Origin of the sequence: Flavobacterium sp. UW10123 (assembly GCF_040538975.1) — a bacterium.
In the GTDB taxonomy this organism is placed as follows: Bacteria; Bacteroidota; Bacteroidia; order Flavobacteriales; family Flavobacteriaceae; genus Flavobacterium.
On sequence record NZ_JBEWQE010000012.1, the window covers coordinates 87,517 to 107,770 of the forward strand.

20 protein-coding genes are annotated in these 20,254 nt (G+C 33.8%); 6 read left to right on the plus strand and 14 right to left on the minus strand.

Features of this window, described 5'->3' with window-relative positions; translation table 11 throughout:
* Positions 1-56: 56 nt before the first annotated feature.
* On the plus strand, positions 57-758 hold the full coding sequence (locus ABXT06_RS15070; RefSeq protein WP_354591482.1) for a porin family protein: 702 nt from the start codon (positions 57-59) through the stop codon (positions 756-758).
* A gap of 69 nt (positions 759-827) precedes the next feature.
* Here the strand turns inward: ABXT06_RS15070 and ABXT06_RS15075 are convergent, their stop codons facing one another.
* From ABXT06_RS15075 to ABXT06_RS15095, 5 genes are read right to left on the minus strand one after another with little or no spacing between them, the layout of a single operon-like run.
* Entirely contained in the window at positions 828-1,421 is a 594-nt protein-coding gene (locus ABXT06_RS15075; RefSeq protein ID WP_354591483.1) for a chemotaxis protein CheB, read from the minus strand.
* Positions 1,400-2,212, minus strand: coding sequence for a CheR family methyltransferase (locus tag ABXT06_RS15080; RefSeq protein WP_354591484.1), 813 nt, complete (start codon positions 2,210-2,212; stop codon positions 1,400-1,402). The genes ABXT06_RS15075 and ABXT06_RS15080 overlap by 22 nt, the downstream gene beginning before the upstream one ends.
* Positions 2,213-2,219: 7 nt before the next feature.
* Positions 2,220-2,585 (minus strand): response regulator, encoded by a 366-nt coding sequence (locus ABXT06_RS15085; protein WP_354591485.1) that lies wholly within the window; start codon positions 2,583-2,585, stop codon positions 2,220-2,222.
* Between the two features lie 17 nt (positions 2,586-2,602).
* The gene (locus ABXT06_RS15090) at positions 2,603-6,169 is read right to left on the minus strand and encodes a response regulator (protein WP_354591486.1); all 3,567 of its coding nucleotides are present in this window, start codon (positions 6,167-6,169) and stop codon (positions 2,603-2,605) included.
* Positions 6,170-6,185: 16 nt separating this feature from the next.
* Positions 6,186-7,400: a hybrid sensor histidine kinase/response regulator gene (locus ABXT06_RS15095; RefSeq protein WP_354591487.1), complete on the minus strand. Its 1,215-nt coding sequence runs from the start codon at positions 7,398-7,400 to the stop codon at positions 6,186-6,188.
* Between the two features lie 390 nt (positions 7,401-7,790).
* On the opposite strand from ABXT06_RS15095, the gene ABXT06_RS15100 reads away from it, so the two are divergent.
* Together ABXT06_RS15100 and ABXT06_RS15105 are read left to right on the plus strand one after the other, a co-directional pair.
* Positions 7,791-8,636 (plus strand): SDR family oxidoreductase, encoded by an 846-nt coding sequence (locus tag ABXT06_RS15100; RefSeq protein ID WP_354591488.1) that lies wholly within the window; start codon positions 7,791-7,793, stop codon positions 8,634-8,636.
* 137 nt (positions 8,637-8,773) lie between these two features.
* On the plus strand, positions 8,774-9,034 hold the full coding sequence (locus ABXT06_RS15105) for a SemiSWEET family sugar transporter (protein ID WP_354591489.1): 261 nt from the start codon (positions 8,774-8,776) through the stop codon (positions 9,032-9,034).
* A 61-nt stretch (positions 9,035-9,095) separates the two neighbouring features.
* Here ABXT06_RS15105 and ABXT06_RS15110 read toward each other — a convergent pair whose 3' ends face one another.
* Together ABXT06_RS15110 and ABXT06_RS15115 are read right to left on the minus strand one after the other, a co-directional pair.
* Positions 9,096-9,920, minus strand: coding sequence for a hypothetical protein (locus tag ABXT06_RS15110; RefSeq protein WP_354591490.1), 825 nt, complete (start codon positions 9,918-9,920; stop codon positions 9,096-9,098).
* A 514-nt stretch (positions 9,921-10,434) separates the two neighbouring features.
* On the minus strand, positions 10,435-10,776 hold the full coding sequence (locus ABXT06_RS15115) for a hypothetical protein (protein WP_354591491.1): 342 nt from the start codon (positions 10,774-10,776) through the stop codon (positions 10,435-10,437).
* Between the two features lie 201 nt (positions 10,777-10,977).
* On the opposite strand from ABXT06_RS15115, the gene ABXT06_RS15120 reads away from it, so the two are divergent.
* Positions 10,978-13,791, plus strand: coding sequence for a PAS domain S-box protein (locus ABXT06_RS15120; protein WP_354591492.1), 2,814 nt, complete (start codon positions 10,978-10,980; stop codon positions 13,789-13,791).
* Here the strand turns inward: ABXT06_RS15120 and ABXT06_RS15125 are convergent.
* Positions 13,781-14,212 (minus strand): response regulator, encoded by a 432-nt coding sequence (locus tag ABXT06_RS15125; protein WP_354591493.1) that lies wholly within the window; start codon positions 14,210-14,212, stop codon positions 13,781-13,783. The two genes, ABXT06_RS15120 and ABXT06_RS15125, sit on opposite strands and share 11 nt — an antisense overlap.
* Before the next feature lie 233 nt (positions 14,213-14,445).
* Here ABXT06_RS15125 and ABXT06_RS15130 point away from each other — a divergent pair, with 233 nt between their 5' ends.
* Positions 14,446-14,946, plus strand: a complete 501-nt coding sequence (locus tag ABXT06_RS15130) for a pyridoxamine 5'-phosphate oxidase family protein (protein WP_202001680.1) — start codon at positions 14,446-14,448, stop codon at positions 14,944-14,946.
* Between the two features lie 327 nt (positions 14,947-15,273).
* Here ABXT06_RS15130 and ABXT06_RS15135 read toward each other — a convergent pair whose 3' ends face one another.
* From ABXT06_RS15135 to ABXT06_RS15145, 3 genes are all read right to left on the minus strand, one after another.
* Positions 15,274-15,987: a DUF72 domain-containing protein gene (locus ABXT06_RS15135; RefSeq protein WP_354591494.1), complete on the minus strand. Its 714-nt coding sequence runs from the start codon at positions 15,985-15,987 to the stop codon at positions 15,274-15,276.
* A complete protein-coding gene (locus tag ABXT06_RS15140; RefSeq protein ID WP_354591495.1) occupies positions 15,984-16,715 on the minus strand; it encodes a DNA-formamidopyrimidine glycosylase family protein in 732 nt (243 codons plus the stop codon). The genes ABXT06_RS15135 and ABXT06_RS15140 overlap by 4 nt, the downstream gene beginning before the upstream one ends.
* Before the next feature lie 66 nt (positions 16,716-16,781).
* The gene (locus tag ABXT06_RS15145; RefSeq protein WP_354591496.1) at positions 16,782-17,345 is read right to left on the minus strand and encodes a YciE/YciF ferroxidase family protein; all 564 of its coding nucleotides are present in this window, start codon (positions 17,343-17,345) and stop codon (positions 16,782-16,784) included.
* Between the two features lie 186 nt (positions 17,346-17,531).
* On the opposite strand from ABXT06_RS15145, the gene ABXT06_RS15150 reads away from it, so the two are divergent.
* Positions 17,532-18,098: a hypothetical protein gene (locus tag ABXT06_RS15150; protein ID WP_354591497.1), complete on the plus strand. Its 567-nt coding sequence runs from the start codon at positions 17,532-17,534 to the stop codon at positions 18,096-18,098.
* A 77-nt stretch (positions 18,099-18,175) separates the two neighbouring features.
* Here ABXT06_RS15150 and ABXT06_RS15155 read toward each other — a convergent pair whose 3' ends face one another.
* The 3 genes from ABXT06_RS15155 to ABXT06_RS15165 form a co-directional block, all read right to left on the minus strand.
* Positions 18,176-18,823, minus strand: coding sequence for a DUF5661 family protein (locus ABXT06_RS15155; protein ID WP_354591498.1), 648 nt, complete (start codon positions 18,821-18,823; stop codon positions 18,176-18,178).
* 90 nt (positions 18,824-18,913) lie between these two features.
* The gene (locus ABXT06_RS15160) at positions 18,914-19,075 is read right to left on the minus strand and encodes a DUF1328 domain-containing protein (RefSeq protein WP_354591499.1); all 162 of its coding nucleotides are present in this window, start codon (positions 19,073-19,075) and stop codon (positions 18,914-18,916) included.
* A 79-nt stretch (positions 19,076-19,154) separates the two neighbouring features.
* The gene (locus ABXT06_RS15165; protein ID WP_354591500.1) at positions 19,155-20,249 is read right to left on the minus strand and encodes a DNA topoisomerase IB; all 1,095 of its coding nucleotides are present in this window, start codon (positions 20,247-20,249) and stop codon (positions 19,155-19,157) included.
* Between the last annotated feature and the right edge of the window lie 5 nt (positions 20,250-20,254).

The window sequence follows — 20,254 nt, forward strand, 5'->3', positions numbered from 1 at the left end:
AAGGTTTTCTAATCCTTATCACATTTTTTTGTATAACCACAGCGCAATCCCAAGTCTTGATTTCCTTAATATTTGGAGACAAACTCAACTCGGAGTTTTTAGAATTTGGTCTTGAAGGTGGTGCTAATTTTTCTACTATTTCAAATATGGGATCTTCTGCCTTAAACCCAGGTTTTAATCTTGGTTTTTATTTTGATCTGAGATCTAGAAAAAATCCAGCTTGGATGATCAATACGGGGGTAATTGTAAAATCTCCTATGGGAGCCAAGGATATTCCTGTGTATTCTTTAAACGACGAAAACTTGGATAATACATTTGCTGGCGGACGCGTAAATCGTGAAATCCGTTATTTCAACGTTCCAATATTAATTAAATATCAATTCAAAAATAATATCTATCTCAAAGCTGGACCTCAATTTGGTTTATTGGCCAAAGCTTTTGATGAGTTTAAAAATGAAATCAATAAAGACGATGTGGTGTATAAGAAAAACATTAGAGATCAAATTCATGTTATCGATGCCGGACTTGCCTTTGGCGCAGGCTATCATATGAATGTTGGAAATGGTTTAAATATTACCGTTCAGTATTATTACGGACTTGTTACGGTAATGAAAGGTGACGGTCCAAATAATCAATATAACAGATCTTTGTATGTTACGGCAGGAATACCTATCGGAAAAGGTAAAGCGGCACAAAAAAGAGCGGAAAAAGAGGCTGAACTTAATAAAGTGGTTCTTCCAGAAGATGAGAAAAAATAAGAGATTGAAGATTTTAGATTGAGGATTAACGATTTTTGATTTCTTCCATCTGAAATCAAAAATCGTTAATCAAAAATCAGCAATATTAATTCCTTTTACAAACTCAAGAATTTCTTCGGTGCTTAAAATAAAATCTGGAACTGTATGCAGAATTGCATTATTGGGCATAAAAGGCATTTCTGCAGAAAGCGGATTCTGCACTACGCTAATCCCTCCGGCAGTCTGAATTGCACGAAGCCCAATTGTGCCGTCAGAATTGGAGCCAGAAAGCAAAATTCCAACCAAATGCTCGTCATATATTTCTGCAGCAGACTCAAAAGAAACATCTATGCTCGGTCTGCTGTAATTTATTTTTTCTGAAGTGTCTAAAGACAAAGTTTCGTCTTTCTCAAATAATAAATGATAATTGGAAGGAGCGATATAAATGAAACCTGGCTCAAGTTTACTTTTATCTTCTACTTCTTTTACTATTATTTTTGATCTTAAAGCGATTAAGTCTTCTAAGGTTTGTTCGTCTGAGTTTTTTCTATGAACAACAATTACGATTGCAAAAGAAACAGGTTGTTCTATAAAAGGCAAAATCTGTAATAATGCCTGTAAACTTCCTGCTGAACCGCCAATTATAATTACTTTACAATTTGTTATTCTTTTATTTTTCTCCATATTTTCTCTTTAGCAAATGGTTTGTATTTGGTTTGAGATATAGAATATTTTATAGTTTCTTTTGTTCCGAGTGCTAAAAATCCTAAAACAGCCAGACTGTCATCAAATAGATTAACTACTCTTTTCTGCAGATTATTATCAAAATAAATTAAAACATTGCGACATAAAATTAGGTCAAACTCATTAAACGAAGTGTCTGAAACCAAATTATGCTGCGAGAAAACCATTTTCTCAGAAAGGTTTTCGTTAAACTTTGCAAAGCCGTAATTGGCAATATAATAATCTGAAAAATCTTCCTGACCGCCAGCTTCACGATAATTATCTGCATAATCTTTGATCATTCGCAACGGAAAAATACCGCTCTTAGCTGTTTCTAATACCGATGCATTGATGTCTGTTGCATATAATATCGATTTATGCAGTAAACCTTCTTCTTTAAGCATGATTGCCATAGAATACACTTCTTCTCCTGTAGAACAGCCTGCATGCCAAATACGGATAAAAGGTTTGGTTCCTAACAACGGAAGAACTTCTTTTCGGAGTGTTAGATAAAATGATGGGTCGCGAAACATCTCGGTTACATTCACCGTAATTTCGTCAATCATTTTTTTACAATATTCGGGATCAGTGCGGACTTTAGACAAAAAATCATGAAAATGCTTAAATCCTTCCAAAGCAAATACCCTACTTACACGTCTTTTAAGTGAGGCTCTTGAATAACTTCCAAAATCAAAACCATAATATTCGTAAACATCGTTGATGAGGGTTTCTAATTCAATATCTTCAATCATAATTCATTTAAATTTCTCCCAAGATCTGAAGTAATTTATCTACATCTACAGGTTTTGAGATGTATGCATCTGCTCCGGCTTGTAAACATTTTTCTTTATCTCCTGACATAGCTTGCGCTGTTACGGCAACGACAAAAGTATTCTCTTGCAAAGGAATGGCTTTGATAAGCGGAATGGCTTCATAACCGTCCATTTCTGGCATCATCATATCCATCAAAACGGCATCTATTGAATTATCTTTTGCTAGTATTTTCAAGGCTTCTTCAGCACTTAAACAAGACAAACATTCGTAAGATTTTGCTTTTAACGTATTTACTAAAGCAAAAATATTTCTAGAATCGTCATCTACAATCAATACTTTTTTCTTTTCCATTTACAGTATTTTTAAGATTAGATTTTATCGTATAACCAAACTCGAAGCAGCGACAACAACTGATCGACATCTACTGGTTTTGTGATATAATCTGAAGCTCCCGCCTTTATACATTTCTCTCTATCGCCTGTCATGGCTTTGGCTGTTACGGCAATTACGGCTAAATTAAGAAATTTAGGATTGCTTCTAATTTTTTCTGCTGTTTCGTAACCGTCCATATTAGGCATCATCATATCTAAAAGCACGACGTCTGTATCTGGATTTTCATTTAAAATCTTAATTGCTTCTTTTCCGTCAAAAGCCGTAATAACATTCATTTTAAACGCTTCTAACGCTTTAGAAAGCGAATAAATATTTCGAACGTCATCATCAACAATTAATACTTTTTTCTCAAATAAAATATTGTTTAGCGAATTCAGTTTTTTACTGCTTTCTTTTTTACCATTTCCTTCTTTTTTGTTTTCTACTAAATGAAGGAAAAGCGAAACCTCATCGAGCATTCTTTGATACGAATGCGCCGTTTTTACAATGATAGAATCGGCATATTTCTTAATTTTTAATTCTTCTTTTATAGAAAGACTTTTTCCTGTAAAGACAATTACTGGCAGATTTTCTAAACCTGGGCTTTTCTTCACTCCGTCTAGAATTTCGTACGCTTGTTTATCTGGAATTCCCATATCGAGAATTACGCAATCTACTTCTTGTTTTCCTAAAGCTGACAAACCTGCTGAAACTTCGCTTTTTATTTCGGAGTTAATATTGTAAGTTTCTAAGAAATACGCCAATGCTTTTGCATGCTTCGGATTATCTTCAATAATTAAAACCTTCTGCGATTCTTTGTTTATGATATGCTCTATACGCTTAAAAACGTCTGGAATTCTATCAAAAGCAACTGGCTTGTCTAAGAAATCTACAGCTCCTTTTAACAGACTTTCCTGTTTCAATTTATGCGAAGACATGATGTGTACCGAAATATGTTTGGTATGAGAATGATTTTTTAATTCTTCTAAAACCTGCCATCCACTTTTTATTGGAAGTTCTATATCCAATAAAATTCCGATTGGTCTATAAATTAAAGCAAAATTTAAGGCATAATCGCCTCTTACTGCTACTACTCCTTTGTATCCTTTCTTCTGAGTGAAAGCCAATAACGATTTTGCAAAATTGATATCGTCTTCCACAATCAAAATAACCTTATCTCCTTCAACAATCGAATCTCTATCGTCTTCAATTTCTTGCGGAATAACGTCACTAATGTATTTTGGTTTTTCTTCATCGCCTTCCATAGTTACCTCGATTTCTTCTGCATGCGGAATTTTACTTACCGAAACTTTGTTTATGGCAAATCCTAAAACTGGAAGACACAACGTAAACGTACTTCCTTCATTTACTTTACTATGAAGAATAATTTCTCCTCGAAGCAATTTGGCAAGTTCACGGCTAATTGATAATCCTAAACCGGTTCCTCCATATTTGCGTTTCGTAGAACCATCGGCTTGCTGGAATGCTTCAAAAATTAGTGGCTGTTTTTCTAGCGGAATTCCGATTCCGGTATCTTTTACAATAAAACAGATTATTTTATCATCGTCTGTATCTACTTTTATTTCAAGCGAAACAGTTCCTTTTTCGGTAAATTTAATGGCATTTGAAATCAGGTTTTTCAGAATCTGCTCCAAACGCATTTTGTCTGTTTTAATAACAATTGGCGCTTCTTTGGCAATAATCTCAAAATTAATTCCCTTTTCTTTTGCAACCATATAAAACAGATTATGTAGATTATCTGTAATTTCTTTAGTCGAAACATCTAAAAATTCCAATTCCATTTTACCGGCTTCAATTTTAGATAAATCTAGAATTTCATCTATCAATCCTAACAAACTGTTTCCTGAACTCTGAATTACTTTTGCAAATTCAATTTCTTCATTGTTCATCGTTTTGTTGTTATTTTCAGACAGCAAACGACTCAACAATAAAATTGAGTTCAATGGTGTTCTCAACTCGTGCGACATATTTGCCAAAAACTCAGATTTGTAACGAGTGGTTAATTCTAAGGCTTCTGATTTCTTCTGAATTTCTGTGTTTTTTTCTTCTAATAAAACACTTCTTTCAGACAATTCTTCATTAGTTTGCTCCAATTCTTCCTGTTGCACGCGAAGCTCTTCTTCCGAAGCCTGGAGTTTTTCAGTCTGCGCTTCCAATTCTGCATTTATTGCTTCCAATTCGCTGTGCTGAAGCTGTAATTCTTCAGATTGTGATTTGGTTTCTTCCAGAAGCTCCATTACCCTTTTACGGTTTTGAGTTGCTTTTAACGCAATTCCAATATTATTGGCAACCAAATTCAGAAACTCCAATTGAAGTACTGAGAAACCATAAATACTTGCCAATTCAACTGCACCTTCGACTTTAAAATCCATTAATGGCAGTGCTACAATATGCGTTGGTTTAATTTCGCCTAACGCATAATTAATGTGAATATTATCTGGAGAAAGTGCTTTCAGCTCTAGCATTTTGCCAGAAATAATTGCCTGACCAATTAATCCCTCGCCTTTCTTGATTCGTTCTCTATTTTTACTTGGTATATAACTGTATCCGCCAGAAATCGCCATTTCTTCTCCATCTACAACATACAAAACTCCTGCGCTGCTGTTGGTATATTGGCATAAAAATTCGATTACATCTTTAGATAATTTCTGAATTGTTTTTTCGCCAAGCATTTTATCATTCAGAGCTGCAACACCCGATTGAAGCCATTCTTTTTGAGATAACAATTCGAAAGAATCTTTTAATGAATCTTTCATATTATGAATAGATGCACCTAACGCTCCCAAAGTATCGGCTTTTTTATCATCTATCTGCACATCATAATTTCCTTTAGAAATTTGTGTTGCAATACCGCTTATTACATCAAGTCTTTCTGCAGTTTCTTTATCTTTTCTCTCTAACTCCTGCTGTAATAAAGATCTTTCGTTGTAATCTTTCAGGATTCTAATCATAAAAACGATAGAGATAAGAAAAGCTATAAAGAAAGCAATAACGATTAAAGCCAAACTATAATTACCGTAACGTTCTGAATTTGAGTTACGTTCTTCTAATAGTTTTTGTTCTGTATTTTCTATTTTTTTGACGATCGTGCGCATGTCGTTCATCATGTTTCTGCCTTCATTCAAATCAAAAATTAGCGTTTCTTTGCTTAAACGTTTTTTGACAATCTGATTGTTTAGATACTTAAAGAAACCTGAACGTTTATCACGTAACTCTTCCAATAATTTTTTTTGCGAAGGATTGTCAGATGTAAGTTCATCTAACTTTTCAAAATAAGTATTTGATTTTGCTTCAGCATCATTAAAACGGTCTACAAACTGCTCATCTCCTGTAAGCAGATAGCCTCTCATACTCGTTTGAGCTTCTGTAATAATCGATGAACCTTCATTTAGGTTATAAATTACATCCTGAGTATGGTTGACCCAAAAGTTACTGTTTAGTAAACTTTTAATACTTATAAAAGAGGCAACAGAACTAATTGTAAGTACAAGCAGTGAAACTAGTGAACTGATTAATAAATTTCTTTTAAAATTACCATTCATATATTTTAAATTATTTTTATTCGTATTTTAAAGGAAGAACAATGATAAAGCTTGCACCCTCACCCACTTTACTTTTAGCAGTAATTAATCCGTTATGTTTTTCTATGATTTTTTTAGCAATTGCCAACCCGATTCCCGTTCCTTCGTAGGATTGGCGATCGTTTAAGCTTTGAAAAATAATAAAAATACGATCAAGGTAAATCTCATCAAAACCAATTCCGTTATCTTTTACTGTAATCCTGCAAAATTTTCCTTCTGGCGAAGTCGGACTATCTATTGATTTTTCTAAAATAGTTTCCGAAGTAACTTCAATTACCGCTTTTTCTTCATTTCCAGAAAACTTTAAAGCATTCCCTATCAGATTTTGAAAAACCTGTCGCATCTGGCTCGGAATACTGTCAATTGTTGGAAGTTCGTTGGTTTTTATTGTGGCATTTTTGCGTTCTATCAGATAATCAAAATCACCAAGTACCTCTTGTAAAACGACATTTAAATCCGTTTTTTCAGGTTTAACTTGTGCCGAAAGCCTAGAATAAGCCAAAAGATCGGTAATCAAAGTCTGCATTCTTTCTGCCGATTTTATTGTTCGATCTACATAATCTACAGCCTTGTCATCTGCTTTTAAATAAAGGTCTTTTATTATTTTGATAAAGATTTGAATTTTTCTAATCGGCTCATTTAAATCGTGTGAAACCACCCAAGAAAACTGCTGTAATTCATGATTTCGAAGTTCTAGCTCTTCATTTTTCTGAACTAGTTCTTTTGTTCTTTCTGCAATTTTGATTTCCAGATTATCCTGCGCTTCTTTTCTAATTTTGATTTCTTTAGAAAGCAAGTCTTTCATTGCTTTAAGTTCGTTTTGCTGTTCGTAAATTTTAATGAAAGTTTTTACTTTTAAAATCAGCAAATCGCTATCTACAGGTTTCGTAATATACTCCACAGCGCCCGTTTCATATCCTTTAAAGATGTATTTTTTCTCGGTATTAAGTGCCGAAAGAAAAATTACAGGAATATCTTTTGTGCGCTGATTTCCCGAAAGGATTTTTACCACTTCAAAGCCATCAAGTCCAGGCATTTGAACATCCATAATAATCAGACAATAATCTGTTTTTAGGATTTTTTTTAAAGCTTCTTCTCCAGATTCGGCACTATCGACATCGATATTATGCAGCTCTAATGTTTTTTGCAGAGCGATAATATTTGCCCTTATATCGTCTACAATTAATACCATGTCGGAAAGCTAAATCGGTTGTAAATCAAAACACTTAATTTTAAAATGAAATATAAAAATTTTCTTATTTTTTAAATAAATTGCAAATGAGCTGTTAAAAAATGATGCGGAAATTCTCAAATGTATAAAAAAAATAACGGCGAGGTTTTTTATTTAAATAAGAAATAGTTACAAAATTCCCATCTTTTAACATCTATACCTACGTATCACATGATTGCTAACCTATTAGAAATTTCTTATTATTTTAACATTTTTAAGAAATGAATGTATTTTCATACAGCGTTTACCATTTTGTTTTGATTGAGCTAAACAAAATTCCTTTTAAGGCAAGCAAAGAATTTGGTTAGAGCTAATTTTAAGATACCATGCAAAAGCTTAAAAAGAGAAATCATGAAAAAGAAACAAACTTTTCCAGAACAAAAGCAAAATCTTCCCGGCAACGAACACATGATGAATCCGGAACCTGAGATTATAAGAGAAAATTATGTTGGCAGCGGTAAATTACTTGGCAAAACAGCTTTTATTACAGGAGGCGACAGCGGAATCGGACGAAGTGTTGCTGTACATTTTGCCAGAGAAGGAGCCAATATAGCGATTGTTTATTTGAAAGAAGATAAAGATGCACTCGAAACAAAAGCTTTGATTGAGAAAGAAGGTCAGCAATGCCTTTTGATAAGCGGCGACCTTAGAGATGAAAAGTTTTGTAAAAGTGCCATTAAAAAGTGTCACACCACTTTTAAAAGCCTCAATGTCATTGTAAATAATGCTGCAACTCAGTTTCCACAAAATGAATTTGAAAATATTACAAACGCACAGCTCCATAAGACTTTTGAAACCAATATTTATCCTTTCTTTTATATCACAAAAGCGGCACTTGCTTTTTTAAAAGAAGGTGATACCATTATTAATACCACTTCTGTAACGGCTTTCCGCGGAAGCGAACATCTAGCCGATTATGCCAGTACAAAAGGCGCGATTGTGAGTTTTACACGTTCGCTTGCGACCATGTTAGCCAAAAAGAAAATTCGTGTAAACGGTGTTGCGCCTGGACCAATCTGGACGCCGTTAATCGTTGCCAGCTTCGATAAATTATCTGATTTCGGAAAAGATAACCCGATGGAAAGAGCCGGGCAGCCATCTGAAGTAGCACCTGCTTATGTGTTTTTGGCTTCTCAAGACAGCAGTTATATTACAGGACAGTTTATTCATATTAATGGCGGGGAAATGGTAGGTTGATTTTTTTTTATAGGTTCAAAGTGACAAAGTGACAAAGGTTCAAAGTTTTTTCACTTTGAGTATATTTTTTCATTTAGTTACAGAGGAAACTTTGTGCCTTTGAACCTTTGTAGCTTTGGAACTAAAAAAATAAAAAAATGAATTTTATTGATGCAATAGGACTTTTTGCGGGAGCGTGCGTGACAATATCGACAATTCCGCAAATTCTGAAGGTTTGGAAAACCAAAAAAGTAAAGCAGATTTCGCTTAGAATGTTTGGCACACTTACCTTCGGAATTGCAATTTGGGTGGTTTATGGCATTCTAAAAAACGATCTGCCCATAATTATCACCAACAGTATATCTCTGATTCTAAACCTTATAATGGTTTATTTTATTCTGTATTTTGAAAAAGAGTAAAAAGAAAAAAACAGCTCGGTCAAAGCTGTTTTTTTGAAAGTAAAGGATATGATAATGCTTACTAGCTAGCTAATTTTTGGTTGTAAGGTTCTAATTCCAAATGGTATTTTCCCTTTAGTGTTCGTGCTTGCAAATTTCTTTTAAGATATAAAGCTGGTGCTATAATGCGTCCGAAACCTATATCTGAGAGTTTCTTGATTTCAGTTAACTGTTTAACGGCAAAGTTTAAAATTGGCACAAATGGAGTCAGATAATTATAACTATGCTGCGCTATCTCTAATTCTAAAATTTCTCGCAAAATGCTTTTCATTAACACATAACGAAGTGCTCCTTGGTTTGGAAGTATTTTAAGTTTCTGAAATTTCTCTTCGATTTTGTGATTTTTATCTCCTATGTAAATGTAATTTCCACAATTGCTCGTAAATATTTTTTTTACTTGTGATACAAAATCAGTTGCTTGATTTTCGATTGTTGTTGGCATACCGATTATTGAGAATTGAATTTGCTGATGACTTTGAAAATACAATACACTATTAATCGTAGAAGAATTACTCAAAATACCAGATTGCTGTTTTTTAAGACAATTAGTCGCGCCATTGGCACCAAAACTATGCAAAACATTTCCTTTCTCGCAATACGCAAAAAATACAGGTGAAAACGGATTAGATTCGATGCTTAAACTAATTTCTTGATTGAAAGTTAAATCAAAACTTAGGTATGACATCTCTTTTTCAAAACGAACGCCAGAAATACTCCCTTTTGCCCATTTTGATTTAATTGTCAATTTGTATTCTTTGGCGTTCACTTTTAAGTTTCCGCCAAAACTTTCCTTCAAATTATTAAAAACAGCATCAAAGCTTCCAGTATTTATGTAAAGTTTTTTCATTATATGGTTTGGTTTAATAAATCGGTTAGTAACTATTTACGTACAAAAACCAACTATGGTTTTTACCTCATTTCTATAATCCAAATTTCGTTCATATTGTATTTCAAACCTTTATACAATTTTGCAGAGATATTTCATAATTTTTATTTCGAGGGACAAAGGTACAGAGGAACAAAGATGCAGAGGTTATAATCTTCATATATAAGCGTTTTAGATAAAAACAAGCTTCAAAGAAAAACCCTGAACCTATATATGTTAAACCTTTAGACAAAGAAAAAGCTTTGTCCCTCTGCACCTTTGCACCTAAAAATAATCTTTGTATATAAACGTTTTAAACAAAAACAAACTTCAAAGAAAAGCCCTGAACCTATATATGTTTAAACCTTTAGCCAAAGAAAAAGCTTTGTTCCTTTGTCCCTCTGCACCTTTGCACCTAAAAAAAAGCAGCTGCCTCAAATAAATTTGAAACAACTGCTCATCAGCAAAATAAAAATACCAATCTATTTTTATCCTTTTATGTTAGTTCGTTTATGTCTGCATTTTTGGAATAATTGGCTTTCGGAATATCTTTAAAAAATTCGGCTTCCTCCAAATCGGCCGTTGGACCATACCCAAGCAAATGAGTTCCTTTTCCGCCATCTTTAGTTTCTATTATGTATAAAATTGACATATCATCGGGATCACTCATGCCTTCATAACGATGATGCGCCACGATAAAAATATCTTCAGGCTTATAGGCTACTTTACTTTCTGAATCTATCAGCTGATCGTTTTCGAATAAATAATTTACCGTATAACCTTCCTCTTGATATCTCTTTATATTATCGGTTTCGTGTTTTGAATCTTCCCTTTTCATTGCTTTATATTTTTAACTGTTATTCAAATTTCCGCATTGAAGTGAGATAAAATTAACTCAATTGATTTTAATGTTACCTCATTCAAAAATGGGCTCTAAATGAATATTTATTTTTTATTAATTTTAACTGAGGCTAATTTGAAGCATGGAAAATCCTTTGAAAATTAGCTGATTATTAGACCAATAAATACGAAACCTTAAATGAGTAAAAACTATTCTTTTCTGGCAAATGGAGGAGAAATGGGACAACTTACCCGTGCTAAAGATTGGAGCAAAACGGCTGTTGGACCAATAGAATTATGGCCGCAGAGTCTGCGCACTACTTTAGGAATTCTTTTAAACTCCAAATTCCCCATGTTTCTGTTTTGGGGACCAGAACATATATGCTTTTATAATGATGCCTATCGTCCAAGCTTAGGAAACGATGGCAAACATCCATCCATTCTAGGCGAAAAAGGCGCCGAATACTGGCCTGAAATCTGGGATTTTATAAAACCTTTAATCGATCAGGTTTTGGACAAAGGCGAAGCAACATGGCATGAAGACCAATTGCTGCCGATTTACAGAAACGGCAAAATGGAAGATGTTTACTGGACTTTTAGCTACAGTCCTGTAAATGATGAAAACGGAAAAACGGCTGGTGTTTTGGTTATCTGTAATGAAACAACAGACCAAGTACTGACTCGAAAAAAACTTGAAGAAAGCGAAAGACGTTTTAGAAATACTGTTAAACAATTGCCACTCGGAATTTGTATTTTAAAAGGAGCCGATCTAATTGTCGAAATGGCCAACACTACTTATCTTCATATTATTGATAGAAAAGAAAGCGAAATTTTAAACAAATCTATTTTTGATTCTGTTCCCGAAACGAAAGAAACAGCATATCCTATCCTAAAAAATGTTTTTGAAACAGGAGAGCCTTATTATGCAGATGAATTTGCTGTAACCTTAAATCGTTACAACAAACAAGAATTAGCTTATTTTAATCTTGTTTTTTATCCTGTAAAAGAAGACAACAACATTACTGGAGTTACCGTTGTTGCTTATGAAGTTACTGAAGAAGTTAAAACAAGATATTTATTGGCCGAAAGAGAAAAAGCCTTTCGTGACATTGTTATGGATTCGCCAATTGCAATGGCGATTTTTAGAGGCAACGATTTAACAATCGAAATGGCTAATAAAAGTATGATGCATAATATTTGGCAAAAAGAAGAAAAGGATTGTGTTGGAATTCCTTTATTGAAAGTTTTTCCAGAGTTAGAAAATCAAAAATATCCCGAATTATTGCATGATATTCTTGCAAGCGGAAAAACAATTCGCGAAAATGAAGCGATTGCCTATGTCGATATTAAAGGCAAACTAAAAAAATTCTATCTTGACTACGAGTATACACCGCTCTACGAAAAAAATGAAATGGTTTCGGGCATTATGTGTACTGTAAACGATGTTACTTCTAAAGTAAAATCGAGGAAAAAAGTTGAAACTGCAGAAGCAAGAGCACGTTTAGCTGCCGAAATTGCCGAAATTGCCATGTGGGATTTGAATCTTAAAACCAAGGAATTAATCTACAGCGATACCATTCTAGATATTTTTGGATTTGAAAAAGATAAAAAAATTGTACATCAAGACATTCGCAGCTGTATTCTTCCAGAAGATGAGCATATTGTTTTAGACGCTTTTGCGGAAGCATTAAAAACGGGAATTTATAAATATGAAGCTCGAATTTTAAAACTAGACAATTCGATTGCATGGATTAAAGTACACGGGAAAATCTTTTTTGACGAAAATAAAGAACCTTCTAAAATGCTGGGAACTGTAATGGATTTTACCACCGAAAAGGAAAGCCAGCAGGTTTTAATGAAAAGCGAAAAAAAATTCAGACTCCTAGCCGATTCTATGCCACAACTTATCTGGACAAGCGACACTTTGGGAAATCTAAATTATTTTAATCAAACAATATATAATTATTCTGGATTGTCGAAGGAAGAAATTGAAAAAAATGGCTGGCTTCAAATTGTACATCCAGACGATCGTGAGGAGAACGTAAAACTCTGGATGGAGTCTGTAAAAACAGGAAATGATTTTCTATTTATTCACCGGTTTAAACGCTATGACGGCGAATACAGATGGCAACTCAGCCGTGCAATTGCACAACTAGACGAATCTGGAAAGGTGCAAATGTGGGTTGGAACCAGCACCGATATAGAAGAACAAAAGAACTTTACCAATCAGCTGGAAGAACAGATTTTTGAACGTACAACTCAACTGGAACTCAAAAATAGAGATCTTGTTAATATGAACATCGAACTGCAGTCGTTTGCATATATCTCAAGTCATGATCTTCAGGAGCCTTTGCGAAAGATTCAGACTTTTGCCAGCCGATTATCCGATTTAGACGAACAGAATATTTCGGCGAATGCCAAAACCTATTTAGCCAGAATTGAATTTTCGGCAAAGAAAATGCAAAATCTAATACAGGATTTGCTCACCTATTCTCGCGCCAATTCTGCCGATCGTGTCTTTACAACAGTTAAAATTGACGAAATTGCAGAAGAAGTTATAAGCGATTTTTCGGATCGCATTGAAGAAAAAAATGCCATTGTAGAATATCATGATTTGGGAGAAGCTACTCTCATACAGTTTCAGTTTAGACAGCTGCTTCATAATTTGATAGAAAATGCTTTAAAGTTTTCACATCCTGGCATTCCTCCAAAAGTAAAAATATCTGTTACCAAAGTGGATGGAAAATTGCTTCCTAATGCTGAATTTAAAGTATACCATCATCTTCAAGTTTCGGACAACGGAATTGGTTTTGAACTTGTTTATAAAGATAAAATCTTTGAAGTTTTTCAGCGTCTAAATACTGAAAGCGAGTACAAAGGAACAGGAATTGGCCTTGCGATTGTCAAAAAAATTGTAGAGAATCACAAAGGATTTATCACCGTTTCGAGCGAAAAAGGAAAAGGTTCTGTCTTTAATATTTATATTCCTGATTTATCTGAAATCAATATTTAAACACAAAATTAGATTGGTTGGGAATAAATTTTTTCCAGTCAATCTGCATGGCGTGTTCTATTGCTTTTATGATGTCACTCATTAAAACGGGTTTGGTAATAAAGCAGTTGGCACCAAGTTTAAGACATCTCTCAATATTACCCGGTTCACTAGATGTAGAATAGATTACTACGGGGATATCTTTTTTATCATCAGAATTACGAAGTTCTTCCAAAACATCAAATCCATTTTTTCCAGGCATATTTAAATCTAAGAAAACAACAGACGGAATTATAGAGGAATCAGAAAGAGCATTCAAAAAGTTTTGGCTTCCTGAATACGTTTGTAAATTGATATTGTGTGGTATAGATTCTACTGCATCAGCAAAAATACATAAGTCATCTTCATCGTCATCGGTATAGAATATAGTAAAATCTGTCATGGTATTTTTAGGCTTAGAAATTTTAATCTTCCAAATATAATGCAATTTTATGTAACAAATTAATATAGGAGTTAATTTCTTACAAAACAACTGAATTGAAATCTCATAATTTATAAGTTTAATTATATAATCTAAAAAAGTATAAAAAGCGCCAACTTTACTTTTAGAAATTCATTAGACAATATTTACTTGTCTGTCAAATAATTAAATATCAAACTTAAAAATATAACGTTATGGGCGATCATAAAGACCTTACAGATGAATTTGCAGTAGACAAAATAAAAGATCTTGCTGCGCATATTAAAACGTGTATGTTTTGTACATATAACGAATACAGAATACAATCTCGACCGATGTCTGTTCAGAAAATTGATGATTTGGGAAATCTATGGTTTTTATCGGATCGAAACAGCGGTCAAAATGCTGAAATCACATTAAACCCAATGGTTGAAATATTCTTTGCCGAACCGCATGATAAATTTTTAACCTTGCATGGAACGGCAAGCGTTTCGTACGATCGAGAAACTATCGAAAAATTATGGGATCCTGCAGTAAAAATCTGGATGCCAGGAGGCGTAGATGACCCAAATCTAAGCGTCATTAAATTTGTTCCCGAAGATGGTTATTATTGGAACAACAAAAACGGAAAAATGGTTGCCATTGCAAAAATGACGGCCGCTCTTATTACAGGAAAAACAATGGATGACGGAATTGAAGGAAGTTTGAAATTGTAGTTTTTTTAACCGCAAAGAGCGCAAAGTATACGCAAAGTTTACAAAGAAAATTATCTTATATACTGTGCGTACACTTTGCGCTTTTTGTGCTTATTTTTTATGTATGCGGATAATCATTTTTCCCGCAGATTTTGCAGATCTAAACAGATTTTTTTAATCTGCAGAATGTTTTTCTCATGGTAAATCTGCATGATCTGCAAAATCTGCGAGAAACAAAAAATTAACCACAATCAAAAAGCTTTGCGATCTCTTTCACATCTGCATTAAACCCTCAAAATAAAGAAACTTTGCGAACTCTGCGTTAAAAAAAATGCAACCAGAAAGACTCTAACTATTCATTCTTTTCAATTCTAAAGCATTCAGAATACCTGCTTCGCTGGCTGTGTTATTGAAGTAAACAAATCCCTTCTGAGAATGAATCTGCTGATTTACGTGTTTTAACTCTTCTGTAGAATAACTCGAATGGAATAATCTCGGAATTCCGTGAAAACGCATATAAAGCAGTGGAAAATCTTTGAAAATAGTTTGAGGAAGATTTGGATAACTGACACTGCAAAACGTGATGTTATTTTCTTTAAAAGCATTCCATACCTCATCGTTCCACCAGCTCTCGTGGCGAAATTCGACTACATTTTTAAAATTATGATCTAGAATTTGAATTATGGTTTCTAATTTCTCTTTACTAAAAGCATAACTAGGCGGAAATTGAAACAAAATGGCCGCAAGTTTTTCTTTCATTCCTTCCTCACAAACTTTATAAAAGTCATTTAAAAGACTTTCACAATCCTTCAGCTTTTTGATGTGCGTAATTTCTTTTGGCACTTTGACCGAAAACAAAAATGATTCTGGCGTTTTATTGTACCAGTTTTGAAAAATACGAACGGTTGGAAATTTATAAAAACTGCCATTAAATTCATAGGTGTCAAAATGATGGCAATAAAATTCGAACCACTTTTTGGAAGGAAGATTTTGAGGATAAAAAATAGTCTTCCAAAAACTGTTGTAGAAACTGGAACAGCCTATTGTTACTTGGTTTTTCATATATATAATTGTTGGCAGTTAGTGCAGAAAAAACTTCTGCGTTTTCGTTCTCCAGTCTGTTTTTTCTGAAACGGAAGATTGCATCGCAAACACACACTTTTTGTATACGCTTCCCAATGCTTTTTGAGTTCAAATTTCTTTTTCCAATATAAAAACTCAAAGCTGTAAGTGGAGCATTCGGCGATAAGCTGGCTGATGACATGAGGCGGAATTTTCTCTACAATAGATTCTGGATGAACATAACAGCGGTATAAAACCTCATTTTTTATAATATTGCCTACTCCAGAAAAAATATCCTGATCTAAAATGACATCACAGATCATTTTTTCGGGCATTTTTTCAATACTCTTCTGTGCTTTTTTAGGATTCCAATCTTCATTCATAACATCAACACTCCAATCGTAATGAGAATTGATATCGCCTTCTAAAATTTTGACCGAGCAGGTATAAAAATTAAGTTCGCCGTTTTCAAAAACTAAACTCAGTCTGGGTTTTGAAGCTTTGCGTTCATTTACTCGATACGTTCCAAACATCAGCATGTGAATTTTTACTGTAAATGAATCAAAACAGATTAAAAAATGTTTTCCCCAGGTTTTAAAAGCTAAAATGGTTTTATCCTTCAGGCGAGAAATATCAATATGGGTATTTCCAGATACAGAAATTATTTTCTGTCCGGTAAATTGCTGCACTTCTTCTTTTAAGATTACTATAGACGGACCTTCGGGCATATATTCAAATTTTTATAATTAAAAAGTGCAGTTCGAAAACTGCACTTTTATTTCATTTCTTAAAAACTACTCCATTTCGGCAGCTTCCAAATTCACTGCATTAACAGCGACTTCTGTAAGGGTTTTATCGGCTCCTTTTTCTTCATCGAGTGTTTGTTCTAATAAAGTCGCGGCTTCTGGCAGACCAAGGGTTTCTGCAAATTGTCTTAAGGTGCCGTAAGTAGCAATTTCATAATGCTCAATTTTCTGGCTTGCCGCAATAATTCCTGCATCGCGCACTACTCCAAGTTCAGTTTCTTCCAGCATTCCTTTGGCTTCTTCAATTAAACCTTCCATAGCATCGCATTTTTTTGCTGTTGCTTTTTTACCAATAATTTTAAATACTTCTTCTAAACGAGCAATCTGTTCTTCAGTTTCTGTTAAATGATTGTCAATTGCATCTTTCAATTCAACAGAAGAAGCATTTTTAACCATTACAGGCAAAGCTTTTGTCAGCGCTTTTTCTGCCCAATAAATATCTTTTAATCCGTCTTCAAATAATTCTGTTAATCCCGAAGCTGCATTCGACTTCGGCTTCGTAACTCCTCTCGGCGTAGTTTGTTTTGCATTTTTACTATCTGTAGTTTTCATGGTAATAGTTTTTATGATTAATATGATAGTAAAATTACTGCCTGCGCAATCAGAAGGGTTATATGATTACAACTTAAAATTCTATTCTAAACATCTGTTAATTATAGAATTACACTTTATAATTTTATAATATATTCCATCAGCTTCATGCTAGCTTTGTATATATAATCATAAAAAACAGCTATCATGAATACTATAGATAAAAACAGCAGCACGAATAAAGATTTGAAAAATCATTTCTCAAATGATCGAAATCTGGCAGAAGATCTTAAAGATGACGTTAAAAAACCTGATAATGATAATCGCGAAATTGCAGAGCGAGGTTATACGGTAAGAAACGGCTACGATCCGAACAGGCCTAATCCAGAGCAGGAAGATTTTGCTGATGATGATTTGGACGATTTAAATGATGATTTTCATAATGACAGGGATTTAGAAGACAATAACGACGATATTTATGAAGTCGAATTGGAAGACGATTTCGAAGAAAACGACGAACTTGACAATCCTTCAGATTTAAAAGAAGACGAATACGACTTCAACGAAACCGAAGATGTCCTAGAAGACATTGACGATGAAGATGATGAGGATGAGGATGAGGATGAGGATGAGGATGATGAGGATGAGGATGAGGATGACGACTATTTTATAGAAGAAGATATTGACAACGATGATAATGACTATATCGAAGACGATGTGCAAGAAGACAACGATGACGAAGGCTATCCAGAAAATGATCCCCGTCGATTTTAATATTTTCTTATCAGTAAAAATAAAAAACCATCCCGTTAAATAACGAGACGGTTTTTTTGAGTTTAAAATTTAACTACTTAATCTCCAATAATTTTCAATACTGGAATATCGTCCATTCGCGCTAAACGTTCGGCTAATCCAGCTCTGGCTTCATTTAGCTCTTGCTCTGCTTTTCCTAGTTCTACATACCATTTTTCTTTACCAACTGGCGATGTCTCTATTTTTCTAATAATTTCATAAATTTCGCCTTCTGCTTCCATTACTTTTAACCTTTTATAATACGTTAAGCTTTCGGTCATATGTGCAAGTGCAATCATAGCGGTTAAAAACGGATGATTATTGGTCACATTTACCTCTTTTATTCTTCCGTGTTCCAATTCTACTTTTAATGCAAAAGCAAATTCTTCCATATTAAAAGCTTCATGCTTACTTTTTGGATCTAAATAGGCTTTTATGGCATGAACATTATTCATAGTTGAAAGATCAACATGGGTGTGTTTTTTATCATTTAAGTCTTTAAAAACCACATTTGCAATCGCTCTTGCTTCTTCAGTTGTTGGATCATTTTTAGGATTTTCAAAATCACGCACCGACCAGTCCCAATTTTTAGGATGGACAGGCTTTATATATTTTTCACAAAAATCTGTTACATCATTTTTTAAGCTTACCATTTCATCTTCTCTTTTGATATATACATCTTGATAAGCACCACTTTTTGTTCCCATGATTTGCTTTTTTTTAATGAAACCACAAACGACACATTTACAAAATAAAATGTGCCGTTTTAATTGGTTCCGTATTTACTGATACTTCTTTTACACTTTTGATCTTCCGCTGATTAACGAAATAACGAATAGAACTAAAAATATAAAGAATAAAATTTTTGCGATACTTGCGGCTCCAGCGGCAATTCCGCCAAAACCAAATATTCCCGCCACTATGGCTAGAATAATAAAAATGACTGTCCAACGTAACATAATAATAGTTTTTTAGTTAATAATGATTTTGTCTGTAATTCAAACTTTTAAGCTTTTGGAGAGAAGCCTAAACTCTTTTTTATGTACAAGATTCTTCTAAATTGACTTGGTAATTCTTTATCAATTCAGAGAATGCGGTTTCTGATTTTGTAAAATACTTTTTGACACTTCGACTTTTCTTGGCCAGATCAAAATACTGCTGAATAGAACCGTCTTCATAAGTCGAAATCAAAAGCGGATGAACGTAATAATCTTTGCATACTTTTCTAGTATTTCCGAGCGCTTCGGCTGTCAGATCAAAAGCAGTAATAATATTCAGTTTGATTTCTTTTTCATCTGAAGTCACTCCTATTTCCATCAGGCTTTCAAAGAAAATAATCGACGCTGCCCAAGTTCTAAAATCCTTCGCACTGAAATATTCTCCCGAAATATTGTGCAGATATTCATTTACAGCATGACTGTCTAAAACCTTTCTTTCGCCGTTTTTATCGTAATATTTAAAAACCTCATAACCTGGAATTTCTTCGCATCGGCTTACCAATTTTACCAATTGTTTATTTCGGGTCGTAATCGTATGCTGTTTCCCTTTTTTTCCAACAAATTCAAACCGAAGCGAATTTCTATTGATATTGATGTGGCGTTTTCTTAAAGTCGAAAGTCCGTACGATTTGTTATCTTTTGCATATTTCTCATTTCCGATTCGAATATGCGTTTCTTCCATAAGTCGAATGACCAAAGCAGTTACTTTTTCTTTAGACCATTCTTTTTGCTCCAAATCAAGATCGACTTGTTTTCTTATGGCTGGAAGTTTAGCGCCAAATTCTGCAATCTTGTAAAACTTGGTTTGGTTTCTAATCAAATTCCACTTTGGATGATAACGGTATTGCTTTCTATTTTTAAGATCGGTTCCTACAGCTTGCAAATGTCCGTTTGTAATATCTGTGATACGAACATTTTCCCATGCTGGCGGAAGCACAAGACTATTAATGCGTTTAATTTCATGTTTGCTCTTTACATTCTTTCCGTTCTTTTTATAAACGAAATTTTCTCCTTCGCGGCAGCGTACAATAGTTAACTGATGATCATTAATATATTCTAAGTCTAGTTTTTCAATTACTAGATGTGGTGATTTTATCAATTGATCCATTAAAAGTTCTTTTCTTGCTGCATTCATGATAT

Bases quoted from the DNA above. Each gene is read 5' to 3' on its own strand.
- ABXT06_RS15075 (WP_354591483.1), bottom strand. From the start codon at position 1,421: ATGGAGAAAAATAAAAGAATAACAAATTGTAAAGTAATTATAATTGGC.
- ABXT06_RS15080 (WP_354591484.1), bottom strand. From the start codon at position 2,212: ATGATTGAAGATATTGAATTAGAAACCCTCATCAACGATGTTTACGAA.
- ABXT06_RS15085 (WP_354591485.1), bottom strand. From the start codon at position 2,585: ATGGAAAAGAAAAAAGTATTGATTGTAGATGACGATTCTAGAAATATT.
- ABXT06_RS15090 (WP_354591486.1), bottom strand. From the start codon at position 6,169: ATGAATGGTAATTTTAAAAGAAATTTATTAATCAGTTCACTAGTTTCA.
- ABXT06_RS15095 (WP_354591487.1), bottom strand. From the start codon at position 7,400: ATGGTATTAATTGTAGACGATATAAGGGCAAATATTATCGCTCTGCAA.
- ABXT06_RS15100 (WP_354591488.1), top strand. From the start codon at position 7,791: ATGAAAAAGAAACAAACTTTTCCAGAACAAAAGCAAAATCTTCCCGGC.
- ABXT06_RS15105 (WP_354591489.1), top strand. From the start codon at position 8,774: ATGAATTTTATTGATGCAATAGGACTTTTTGCGGGAGCGTGCGTGACA.
- ABXT06_RS15110 (WP_354591490.1), bottom strand. From the start codon at position 9,920: ATGAAAAAACTTTACATAAATACTGGAAGCTTTGATGCTGTTTTTAAT.
- ABXT06_RS15115 (WP_354591491.1), bottom strand. From the start codon at position 10,776: ATGAAAAGGGAAGATTCAAAACACGAAACCGATAATATAAAGAGATAT.
- ABXT06_RS15120 (WP_354591492.1), top strand. From the start codon at position 10,978: ATGAGTAAAAACTATTCTTTTCTGGCAAATGGAGGAGAAATGGGACAA.
- ABXT06_RS15125 (WP_354591493.1), bottom strand. From the start codon at position 14,212: ATGACAGATTTTACTATATTCTATACCGATGACGATGAAGATGACTTA.
- ABXT06_RS15130 (WP_202001680.1), top strand. From the start codon at position 14,446: ATGGGCGATCATAAAGACCTTACAGATGAATTTGCAGTAGACAAAATA.
- ABXT06_RS15135 (WP_354591494.1), bottom strand. From the start codon at position 15,987: ATGAAAAACCAAGTAACAATAGGCTGTTCCAGTTTCTACAACAGTTTT.
- ABXT06_RS15140 (WP_354591495.1), bottom strand. From the start codon at position 16,715: ATGCCCGAAGGTCCGTCTATAGTAATCTTAAAAGAAGAAGTGCAGCAA.
- ABXT06_RS15145 (WP_354591496.1), bottom strand. From the start codon at position 17,345: ATGAAAACTACAGATAGTAAAAATGCAAAACAAACTACGCCGAGAGGA.
- ABXT06_RS15150 (WP_354591497.1), top strand. From the start codon at position 17,532: ATGAATACTATAGATAAAAACAGCAGCACGAATAAAGATTTGAAAAAT.
- ABXT06_RS15155 (WP_354591498.1), bottom strand. From the start codon at position 18,823: ATGGGAACAAAAAGTGGTGCTTATCAAGATGTATATATCAAAAGAGAA.
- ABXT06_RS15160 (WP_354591499.1), bottom strand. From the start codon at position 19,075: ATGTTACGTTGGACAGTCATTTTTATTATTCTAGCCATAGTGGCGGGA.
- ABXT06_RS15165 (WP_354591500.1), bottom strand. From the start codon at position 20,249: ATGAATGCAGCAAGAAAAGAACTTTTAATGGATCAATTGATAAAATCA.